This window comes from Gelidibacter sp. (assembly GCF_039916245.1).
Taxonomy (GTDB): Bacteria; Bacteroidota; Bacteroidia; order Flavobacteriales; family Flavobacteriaceae; genus Gelidibacter.
This window is the reverse complement of sequence record NZ_JBDSLS010000299.1, coordinates 1-11,239: the sequence shown is the minus strand read 5'-3', so window position 1 is coordinate 11,239 and position 11,239 is coordinate 1. Positions and strand designations below refer to the sequence as shown.

Below are 11,239 nucleotides of genomic sequence, written 5' to 3'. Positions count from 1 at the left end.
TTAAATGAAGCAAATAATTACCTCACTAATTTTCTTACTTGGCTTATTAAGCAGCAGCGCCCAGACTGCTTTGGACATTACAAATTTACAAACACCTGCTTTAGACGAAAGTTCTGGACTCCTTTTTTATAATGACAAGCTCATTACGCATAATGACAGTGGTGGCAAAGCGGAATTATATGAAATAAATCCAACCACAGGTCTTATCACAAGAACAGTCGAAATATCAAATGCTTCCAATGTAGATTGGGAAGATATTGCCCAAGACGCGTCTTATATCTATATCGGCGATATTGGAAACAACTCTGGAAATAGAACCGATTTAAAGATTTATAAAATATCTAAACAAGAATACAACACTAATGATGGCAGCGTGCAGGCGGAAATCATAGCCTTTTCTTATGCCGACCAACTTGATTTTACGCGTCGCACAAACATGACGAACTGGGATGCTGAAGGACTCATTTGTTATGGGGATAAACTCCTTGTATTAACTAAAAACTGGGCAGATAACCAAACAAATGTGTATGCGATTCCAAAAACTAGCGGCACCCATAGCGCTGTTTTAGCTAGCAGTTACAACACCAACGGACTTATAACGGGCGCCGATAATTCTCCTGATGAAAGTGTCATTTATCTTGTAGGCTACAGCACTTCGGAAGCGCCATTTATTTACACCATCCATAATATCCCTAAGAATAGTTTGGATATATTTTCTGGGAACATCTCAGAAAAAACATCAGATATCTTAACCATAGGCCATCAAGTGGAAGGCATTGCGCTATTTGAAATCACACCGATGAACCATCGTTTATATCTTTCAAATGAAAAATTTAGCGCTTCTCTGGGCCCCATAAAAATAAAAGTTCCAGCTAAATTGATGCGCATCGAAATTGATGCGAAAACCTTAAACCCACACTAAGGTTTATTTGGATTTTGCTAGCACTCGTTGAAAACGAGCGCTAGCCGCGTTACAAACGAGCGGTAGCTGTCTAAAATTTACGAGACTAAAATCCTTAGGAATTCTCCGACTCAAACATAGCAATAGCCTTTAAAAAGTATTTGCCATAGCGTTCCGCTTTTACTTTTCCGATACCCAAAACCTCTTTGAATTCTGTTTTAGTCCTTGGTCGTCTTGCTTCCATATCTTTTAAAGTGGCATCACTAAAAACGACATAGGCAGGGACTTTAGCTTCTTTCGCAATGGCCAAACGGAGTTCTCGCAGTTTTTGAAACAATTCGGAATCCATCATGTTTTTAGGCCGCACTTCCTTAGTTGCAAGCACTTGTTTTTGAGGTGTAGCCAATCGGACTTGCCGGTCTTGAAACAAAACGGCATTGGCCAGCGGCGTCAATAATAATCGTCCGTTCTCATGAAAGCGGATTTCTAAAATTCCTTGATTCAACATCTGAATGATATATTGCTGTAAATCCAACCAAGAAATATCTTTAAGAATTCCGTAGGTCTTGATATTTTGATAGCCTTTAATCAATATCTGAGCGTTTTGGGCACCTCTTAACAAATCGATAACCATACCCGTTGGCTCTAGTTCTTTAAGTCGATAAACCGCCGAACACACTTTTTTGGTCAGTAGCGTGCCGTCAAAATATTGTGGTGGTGCTTTGCAGACATCACAATTGTTACAGTTTTCGGTATGATGTTCTCCAAAATAATTGAGCAACGCAATGCGACGGCAACTTAAAGCTTCAGCAAACTGCTGCATGCGGTTGAGTTTCGCTATTTGATAGTTGGCATTGGATGCACCTTCTGTGAACTTCCTGAGCTGGACCACATCGGCATACGAATAAAACAAAATATTATACGCCGGAAGTCCGTCCCTACCTCCTCGACCTATTTCCTGATAATAGCCTTCAATGTTTTTAGGCATATTATAATGGATGACCCAGCGCACGTTACTTTTGTCAATGCCCATCCCAAAGGCAATGGTGGCGACAATTATTGGCGTTCTATCATTGATAAAACTTTCCTGAATGCTGTTTCGTTTGTCGGCGGTTAAACCCGCATGATAGGCTTTTGCCTTAAAACCACTTTTATTTAATTTAGCCGTGACCTCCTGTGTGCCTTTTCTGCTTAAACAATAAATAATACCACTTTCGTCGGGTCGAGTCTTCAAGAATTTTATTATCTGATTGATACGATCATTTCCTGGTCGCACTTCCAAATAAAGATTTTTCCGATCAAAAGAGGACAAATGCACCTTAGCCTCCCTAATGTTCAACTGAGTGATGATATCCTGTTGGGTCGCACCATCGGCAGTGGCCGTAAATGCAGCTATCGGTTTATTTGGGAATTGCTTTTTCAGATACCCCAATTGGGTATAAGCAGGTCTAAAATCGTGACCCCAAGACGAAATACAATGGGCTTCATCAACCGCGATTAAATTTATTTTAATGTCAGAAAAATATGGGAAAAGCGTTTTTAAACTTTCTGGAGCCACATAAATCAACTTTAAGCCGCCTGCTTGCAATCTTTTAAGAGTCTCATTCTGGACAGAAACCTCTTGACTGCTATTGTAATAGGCAGCAGGAATTCCATTGGTCAACAGCGCATCCACTTGATCTTTCATTAAAGCAATCAAAGGCGAAATCACAATCGCCGTTCCTGGAAGTGCCAGGGCCGGCAACTGAAAGCACACCGACTTTCCACCACCCGTCGGCATAATGGTCAGAACGTCATTGCCATTGATAATATCGTTTACAATTCGTTCTTGATTAGGCCGAAAAGTACGGTATCCGAAATGGGTTTTTAAAAGTTTTAAAGTGGTATCTGTAGTAATCATTTGTTATTCTTTAAAAAGACACTTGGCCATGCTTTCAAGTATATTCTGAATGTCTAAACAAAGCTCAATGAATCAAGAATCTAAATGAATGACCTGTAGATTAAATTCATTAAAAGTTCAGGGAATCAAGTTTTGTATAAAAAAAGCTAAAATCAACTTTTTAAGCGGCATCAAAGGTACTGATTTCGATATGGATTTCTAAGGTTTCAGGGTGCTGTAGTTTGCCTTGTTTTCAACAGAGCATATATTGAATTACAACGAAATAATGGGATTCACGAGAAATAATTAATTCTCGGGAAAATAAAAAACTGCTTTTGGCATGAGTTTCAACAAAAAAAGCCGTGCGATGTGCACAGCTTGATTTGTATTATACATGTTTTAAACCAACAACTTCCGGGAATTAAACCTCTGGAGGGATTAAAACCTGAAATTCAATTTGGCATAATAATACGCGCCACCAAATCCCATTTGTACGGCATCCCAATACCCACCACCTTCAGTCCAATCGTCTTGTTGATCTGGGTAGATATTGAAGAGGTTATTGCTGCCGATATTCAATTTTAAATTATTTGATAGTTTAAAACCTAAATTAAGGTCGGTAACCATCTTTGCCCCATAAGCGTCCGTTGCTGCAATCATTTTCTGCTCAAATCCACCATAGTCGGCGGAATCTTCTTCGGCTTGCCAATCCAGCAACTTGATTTCGCTAAATCGTGTCAAGGTCATGCCAGCATCAAACCAACCTCTATTGTAATTTAATGATAAACTCAATTTACTGCCTGGCGCCGAGGCTAATAAAAACGCTTTATCACGCTCTCCAAAGAACGTTTGTTCATCTAAATTGCCGTTTAGAACTTTATCAATTTTCATGTCATTAAAATTTCCAAGAAATGTGGCCCCGAAAGTACTTTCCGCTCCGATAGGTGTTTTCCAGGATAAAATGACATCCAATCCTGTGGTTTTGGTATCCACGCCATTAGCAAAAAACTGTGCAGAATCCACTCCAGGAATGTCTGAAGATGCAAATGTACCGGTTAAAACTATGCGGTCTTTGACATTAATATGATAGCCATCCACAGTTGCCGTAAATTCTCCGAAGGATGCCGTAAAACCTAATGCCGCATTAAACGCTTTTTCTTCTGCAAGTGGCCCAATTCCGAAGGATTTCGTCACGGGACTATTATTGGGCGACAATAGTTGATCGCTGGCTCTACCACCAATAAAGTTGGTAAATCTGAGGTTATAATATATTTGCGCCAAAGATGGCGCTCTAAAACCTGAACTGATCGAACCCCGAATATTGATATGGTCTGTGGCTTTCAATCGCGCGGCTAATTTCCCATTAATGGTACTTCCAAAATCACTAAAATTTTCAAAACGTGCCGCTGCACTCAATAGGAATTTTTCTGACAAATCAAATTCGGCATCGGCATATAAAGCAACGTTACTTCGACTTCTGTTGACCTCATTCGCTGGCGCATACCCTGGAAACCCTTGTGAACCTCCAGGTCGCGGATTTCCATCATCATCTTCAGCTTGCACTTGAGTAGCTGGATCGGTTATCAGAATACCACTTTCGGTAAATGTCCCATAAGATCCTGCTTCTCCGGCAAAAATTATAAAATTCTCAGTTCTGTATTCCGCACCAAAGGCGAGGTTCATTCCACTTAAAACATTTTCATAATATTTAGAAAAATCAAAATTGATTATGTTTTGGCTTAAACTATGGCCACCAGCATCAAAGTCCGTAGGTGATGCGTCTTCTAAAGATGCGTTTAGGGTGCCTTTAATATAATAATGAAAATTGTTGATGCCATAAGTGTTGCTAATGTCAATTTTCCATCCATCGCTCGTCTCTGTTCGCATCCCAGCAACGATAGAGTTATCTGTGATGATCGAGGTGATTCGTGGGGTATAACCATTTGGATAAATGGATTCCACCACGCGCTCACCATCGTTTCTGGTAAAAGCATAGGCGTCAGTATCTCTATAATTTCGTCCACCAAACGCATAAATCTCTGTTTTTTCAGAAACAGGAACGGCAAAGTTCCCAAAGAAATTAAAGCCATCAATGGCCGATTCTCCAAAACCTTTTCTGAAATCAAACGTAGGGCGTAAGGTGTGTTTTTTACTTAAATATTCAGTCGTAAAATTCGCAAAACCACCTTTCTCTCCTACTTTAACGCCATAATTCGCCGTAACTTTTACAGAACCACCGTCAAAATTTTTATCTTTCCCAATAGCGTTGCCATCTTTTTTGGTATCCAAACGGAAACCTTTAGTATTCCAGACGCCATAATTATCTTCTCGAAAAGCGCTAGTATTGACATCAGCATGCGTGCTATAAACTCCGTAATTGACACTTCCAGAAACCTCGTTCACCACATCCTTCAACACGATATTAATAACACCTGCTATTGCATCAGAACCATATTGTGCCGAAGCACCATCCCGCAAAATTTCAATACGTTTAATAGCTGAAGCCGGGATGGCATTCAAATCGGTTCCCGTATTGCCACGACCACGGGTTCCAAACAAGTTCACTAAAGACGACTGATGCCGGCGTTTGCCATTAATCAACACCAAGGTTTGGTCTGGCCCCATCCCGCGCAAGGAAGCGGGATCAATATGATCTGCCCCATCACTACCCGATTGCTTGTTGGCATTAAAAGAAGGCGCGGCATACTGTAACAGTTCGTTAATTTCTACCTTTCCAACCTGTGTAGTGACTTCTGATACGTCAATGACATCAATGGCAACAGCAGTATCCATCGCAGTTCGTTTAGGACTTCTGGAGCCTACTACAACCACTTCTTCCAGACCGACGCTTTCTCCAAGTCTAATGTCAATCACGGTCCGATTATTTACAGCGACTTCTCGGCTAGTGGAGCCCACATAACTAAATACCAAAATAGCACTGCCACTCACTGCAATTTTGTATCGGCCTTCAAAATCGGTCACCACACCATTTGTGGTGTTTTTTTCGATGACGTTCACGCCGACCATAGGTTGCCCGTCTGAATCCGTAACGGTTCCTGTGACAGCCTGAGCCAAACAAAAATTGATGCTAAAAAGGCTTAGCATCAAAATAAAGAGGTGTTTCATATGTTGATGTTTTTGAGTTAGTTAAGTTAAATATAGTTGAAATCCGCCCAACTCCTGTCAGTATAAAATAAAAAACTCAGACATTTAATTAACATAATATTTAAATAATGTTCATAAAAACATCAAGAAGTCAATCTTTTTAAGAGTTTATCACTCAGAAACGATGTTTTAAATGCATGCCTTTTTTTTACATGAATTGTCCTAACATCGCCAAATAATTTTAGCAACCTTCTCAAAAAGGACTGAAAGTCCGGATTATTCGTGTAATTTTTAGTGAAGAATTTGAGTCAGAATTCGCAGAATACGATTAAGTCCGTGAAAATTCGTGAAATTCGTCATATTGATAGAGCAACAAATCTCACACCTTCCCGTCGGTTATCGATTTAGAAGAAATCATAAGACTTATAATAAAGCCAATGACACATAAAAAGGCGCATCTTCGCAATCCTATTAGTTTTTTATGGTAATGGACACTTTCCCACTAAATATAAAAATAATTCCTATTTTAGCTTCAACCACAGAGTACATTATAGTTAGAACTAATTTTTACGCAGAAAGTTCATCAACCTCAATGTTACACTAGTTACCAGCAAAAATGACCTAACACCTATGAAAAAAAACTACATCCTAATTCTTGCTATTTTAGCATTTACTCAAGCGAAAGCGCAACTCGTAAAAGAAAAATCAATTGATATCTCTGTAGGTTACGGCATTAGCACGCCCTTCGACGATATTGATATTTATGGTTCCGGCCTTTACCTACAAGGCGAATACGTCCTTTCCATTGCCTCTTGGATTGACCTAAGACCTTACGCAGGTTTAATTTTGACCAAAAGTATTGAGAACAAACGGTTTCCTTCAGAATATAAATCAAATGCCAATGCATTTTTAATTGGGGGAAAAGCGCGACTTAAAGCACCTATCCCATGGGTTGCGCCTTATTTCGAAATAGGTATCGGTGCCTCCGTTGGCTCATTTGAAACCATAACGCCTTGGACCTATATTGAAGAAAGCGGTTTACTCATGCACATCCCTTTATCAATTGGACTTGAATTAGGACCAAAGCATAATTTTGACGTGGCTTTTACCTACTATTTTCATGAGAACGCCCAACAATTCGTTGGAGCATTAGCAATTGGCTTTTCGATACCTCTCAATAATTAAAAACAATTGGATGCTCTTTTATCCATTCCAAATCAAACCATAAAAAATGACCATTACAAACAGTACACTTGCCGACATCGATGCAATTTTCAAACTTTATGACGCCGCAACCGCCTATCAAAAAACCGTTAACAATAAAAGCTGGAGCGGATTTGAACGCGCACTCGTAGAAAAGGAAATCAATGAAAATCGACATTTTAAGATTGTTGATGCCGACGAAATCGCCTGTACGTTTGTCATTACTTTTAGTGATCCCATCATTTGGAAAAATTCAGATCAGGAGAAGGCCATTTATTTGCATCGGATTGCCACACATCCAAATTTCAGAGGCCGAGGCTATATCAATAAGATTGTGGAATGGTCCACAGATTTTGCAAAAGAAAGAGACGTGGACTTCATCAGAATGGATACCCATAGCGGGAACGACCGATTAAACAAACATTATATGAATTCTGGCTTTACCTATAAAGGCATCAGTAGTATAGAATGGACCAGTGATTTACCTGAACATTATAAAGAGGGTCCTTTCAGTCTGTTTGAAATTAAATTATAATCCGAAGTTTAAAACGGTTTTAAGAAGCAATTCGCACAGTCCATAACCCATCATTCGTTAAAAAAAATCGCCAATGCCAATAGAAAATATTCCAGAAATCTATATTCCCAAGACTAACCAGAGACTGGATTTATTAGGCTATGATTTTAAAATGACCAGTGACGTAGTTAAGAGCAAAGTCCACTTAAGCATGAATATGTTCAGTTTTCTGCAAGTTGGAAAAAAACAGGTTTACTTTGCAGGAAACTCTATTGCGGTTAACAAAGACCAATCTTTATTGCTGAAAAAAGGAAATTGACTCTGGACGGAATTACTCGAAATAGAAGCCATCCATTACTGTAAACTTATCTTTTTCTCTGAAAAAGTACTTCAAGAGTTTTTAGAGAAACATACCAAAATCTAAGTTATTTACAATCGCTGATAAGAGTTCCTCCTTTAAGCAGATCATTGAAGGTAGAATACATTCCAATTTGAAATTAGAGGAAATTTCCTTTTTATCCAACATGAGCCTTTCAGCCTTTAAACGCCATTTTATTAGTGCATATAAAAAATCTCCCAGAAAATGGCTTCAGGATAAACGTCTGCAAAAAGCAAAAGAAATTCTGGAAGAGGTCACTTAAAAGCATCGGATATCTATTAGAATATTGGCTATAACAATCTTTCTTACTTCAATAGTGCCTTTAAAAACAAGTTTGGAATACGTCCGACGGATCTGTCTAATTAAAAACAAATTCTTAAAGAAACATCTTAGTTTTTAGACTGTATTGTACCAATGATCAACTAGATTTTTAAAATCGTCATATAAATTTAAGCCACCAATTTCTCTTTGGTAATTTTATCTACAACAATGGCAATCGCGCCATCACCAGTAACATTACAAGCGGTTCCAAAACTATCCATTGCAATATACAAGGCAATCATTAATCCTATCATTTCCTCATTAAAACCTAACATCGACTGTAAGATTCCTACCGCAGCCATAATGGCACCCCCAGGAACTCCGGGTGCTGCAACCATAGCAATTCCAAGCATAAAGATAAATCCGGCAAAGAGTGTAAAACTAAAAGGCATCCCATGTAAAATCATTAAAGCCATCGCGCAAGCAGTAATTTTCATGATACTCCCTGATAAGTGAATGGTCGCACACAATGGAATCACAAAGCCTGCAATTTTTTCGGAAACACCATTTTTTAAGGTCTGCTCCAAAGTTACCGGAATAGTAGCTGCGGAAGACTGCGTTCCCAATGCTGTAAAATAAGCCGGAATCATGTTGCCCAACAACTTAATCGGATTTCTTTTTGTAAAGGCGCCCGCAATGGTGTACTGAAGCAATAAAAGAACAATATGTAAGGCGAAGATGACGCCAATAATACTGATAAACACTTTAAGGATAGAAAACACCTGACCATTGAAAGCCATACTGGCAAATATGCCTAAAATAAAAAGTGGCAAAAGTGGCACGATAATCTTCTCGATTACTTGCATAATGATCTTTTCAAAATCTCTTACGACCAATTTCAAACTGGAATTCTCTTGAAAAGACAAGCCTAAACCAATGATAAAAGCCAGCACCAATGCAGACATGACATCTAATATGGGCGGAATATTAATACTAAAATAGGGTGTGAGTTCACGGCCTGGATCAGCAACCTGTGCGACATCGTTAACGTGCGATTCTAAAAGCGATGGGAATATACCCGAGGTTATGAAATAAGTCGAAAATCCAGAAAACAGGGTCGATCCGTAAGCAATGGCCACAGTAAGCAATAATAATTTGCCAGCACCTTTGCCTAAATCAGAAATGGCAGGCATGATCAATCCCATAATAATCAAAGGAATAGAGAAGCTTAAAAACTGCCCGAAAAACGAATTAAAGGTGGTAAATATTCGGTTGATGGACTCTGGTAAATACAGTCCAAAAACAATACCTAATACAATGGCAATAAAAACTTTAAATAGTAAGTTCGAAAATAAACGCTTCATGGTAATATGCTATTAAATAAAAAGACGCAAGTTGTCCTCTGTGATTATTTTAAGTTTGCTAATATACAGCCAAAGTGAGAACCTAGCGTTATGACCGCTCTTTTTTAAGAGGAAATACCAACTATTTAACGTACTCATTCCAGAGATGAAAAGACTTTAGATGCTTCTTGATGAATAAAAACTGTATTGACCTGTTTCACAAGCTATTGAACGGTTTTAATAAGCAGCCAATGCCACACCTTCCCAGTGTATTTGTATTAGAAATATGAACACTAAAAAACAGTCCTTATGAATATTACCTTGGAACAAGCAGAAAAAGCAATCGCGGCTGCAAAACAAAAAGCCGTTGCAGTCGATACAAAAATGAATATCGTCGTTGATGACGCAGGCGCAAACTTAGTTGCTTTTGCAAGAATGGAAGACGCACGGTTAGGCTCGCTTGACATCGCAATTAAAAAGGCAAAAACAGCTCGTTTTTTCGATATGAATACAGGCATTATTGGCGAATTATCACAATCAGGAGGTTCTTTATATAACATTGAACATGCTAACAACGGATTAATTAACTTCCCAGGAGGTGTCCCAATCAGAAATTCAAACGACGAAATCATCGGCGCTATCGGCGTGAGTGGCAGTTCAGTCGAAAATGATCATGCCGTAGCAAGTGCTGGAGCAGAAACCATCTAAATATTGAATTTTCACTCAATGAAAAGAGGATAATTAGCTTTAATTATCCTCTTTTTATTTGTTTTTTATCTCATAAAAAAATGGTTGATTTCACCAAATAACTTCAGAGTTAATCAATGGTTTACAATTCGTAAATCACTCTAAAAAACGAACTGAATCCATTTTCACTTTTAGTCAAAGGAAACCCGGCTACAAAACCTATGGCCAGATCATGTTTGATTTGCAATTTTGCTTGTGGCCGCATGACCAAATCAAGATCTCCGTGCACTAATTCCTTATTAAACTCTATGCCCACAAAATGTGAGGAGTTTGGTATACTGTAAAAAAACGAGACATTAATTTGCCAATCGACATCAGTAAAATCCGTATGGAAGTCATGCCTAAATAAGGGTCCCGTAAGCAGTAAAGTATGAAAATTATTGCCCCAGCGTTTAGCTGCAACGAAAAACGGACTGTAAACCAAGCCCGTAACAAACTGGCTATCGCCATAGCTCTTAAAATCGGTAAAATCAAAAACCTGTGTATATCCTAGTGCTAGTGTGGTATTGTATTTTGTTGAGACATAAAAGGAGTATTGTGCAGATAATCTCAAGTTTTCGAGTGCGTTTTCAGGTATTGCAATCGCAGAAGTCGTACGCCTGTAAAATATAAAATCAGTTTCTATTTCTAGTCCCAATCGGTTTATAGGCGCAAATTCATATTCCGCCAAGAGTCCATATTCACTGTAACCATGTTTTACGTTGGTAAAATCGCCGGCAATATTGAGTTCCTTTTCACCTTTTCTCGCGCCAAGATCTCTAACCAAATCTATATAAAGTGGTTCGATATGTTTTACCTTATCAAGAACTTTTGGCTTATTATCTGTTTGTGAAAAGCCTATAGCGCTTATAAGCACGAAGGCCATGATCAACATTTCATTTCTAGTATTCCATTTTTCTTTCATTTT

Annotated in this window: 9 protein-coding genes; 5 read left to right on the top strand and 4 right to left on the bottom strand. The window is 38.7% G+C overall.

The window, feature by feature from the left end; all coding sequences use genetic code 11:
* Positions 1 to 70: 70 nt before the first annotated feature.
* Positions 71 to 922, top strand: coding sequence for a T9SS C-terminal target domain-containing protein (locus tag ABIQ28_RS15150; RefSeq protein ID WP_348038800.1), 852 nt, complete (start codon positions 71 to 73; stop codon positions 920 to 922).
* A 94-nt stretch (positions 923 to 1,016) separates the two neighbouring features.
* Here the strand turns inward: ABIQ28_RS15150 and recQ are convergent, their stop codons facing one another.
* A complete protein-coding gene (recQ, locus tag ABIQ28_RS15145) occupies positions 1,017 to 2,801 on the bottom strand; it encodes a DNA helicase RecQ (protein WP_348038798.1) in 1,785 nt (594 codons plus the stop codon).
* Between the two features lie 417 nt (positions 2,802 to 3,218).
* On the bottom strand, positions 3,219 to 5,906 hold the full coding sequence (locus ABIQ28_RS15140; RefSeq protein ID WP_348038796.1) for a TonB-dependent receptor: 2,688 nt from the start codon (positions 5,904 to 5,906) through the stop codon (positions 3,219 to 3,221).
* A 609-nt stretch (positions 5,907 to 6,515) separates the two neighbouring features.
* Between ABIQ28_RS15140 and ABIQ28_RS15135 the strand changes: the two genes are divergently transcribed.
* The 3 genes from ABIQ28_RS15135 to ABIQ28_RS15125 all read left to right on the top strand — a co-directional run bounded on the left by ABIQ28_RS15135 (position 6,516) and on the right by ABIQ28_RS15125 (position 7,921).
* Entirely contained in the window at positions 6,516 to 7,070 is a 555-nt protein-coding gene (locus tag ABIQ28_RS15135) for a hypothetical protein (RefSeq protein WP_348038794.1), read from the top strand.
* Between the two features lie 46 nt (positions 7,071 to 7,116).
* Entirely contained in the window at positions 7,117 to 7,623 is a 507-nt protein-coding gene (locus tag ABIQ28_RS15130; RefSeq protein ID WP_348038792.1) for a GNAT family N-acetyltransferase, read from the top strand.
* A gap of 73 nt (positions 7,624 to 7,696) precedes the next feature.
* Positions 7,697 to 7,921, top strand: coding sequence for a hypothetical protein (locus ABIQ28_RS15125; RefSeq protein WP_348038790.1), 225 nt, complete (start codon positions 7,697 to 7,699; stop codon positions 7,919 to 7,921).
* Positions 7,922 to 8,430: 509 nt separating this feature from the next.
* Here ABIQ28_RS15125 and ABIQ28_RS15120 read toward each other — a convergent pair.
* Positions 8,431 to 9,606: a dicarboxylate/amino acid:cation symporter gene (locus tag ABIQ28_RS15120; RefSeq protein WP_348038788.1), complete on the bottom strand. Its 1,176-nt coding sequence runs from the start codon at positions 9,604 to 9,606 to the stop codon at positions 8,431 to 8,433.
* 288 nt (positions 9,607 to 9,894) lie between these two features.
* Here ABIQ28_RS15120 and ABIQ28_RS15115 point away from each other — a divergent pair, with 288 nt between their 5' ends.
* Complete coding sequence (locus ABIQ28_RS15115; protein WP_348038786.1) at positions 9,895 to 10,293, top strand: heme-binding protein; 399 nt, start codon at positions 9,895 to 9,897, stop codon at positions 10,291 to 10,293.
* A 121-nt stretch (positions 10,294 to 10,414) separates the two neighbouring features.
* On the opposite strand, the gene ABIQ28_RS15110 is transcribed toward ABIQ28_RS15115, so the two are convergent.
* Positions 10,415 to 11,239, bottom strand: an 825-nt coding sequence (locus tag ABIQ28_RS15110) for an HAEPLYID family protein (RefSeq protein ID WP_348038784.1), incomplete at its 5' end; no start/stop codon positions are given.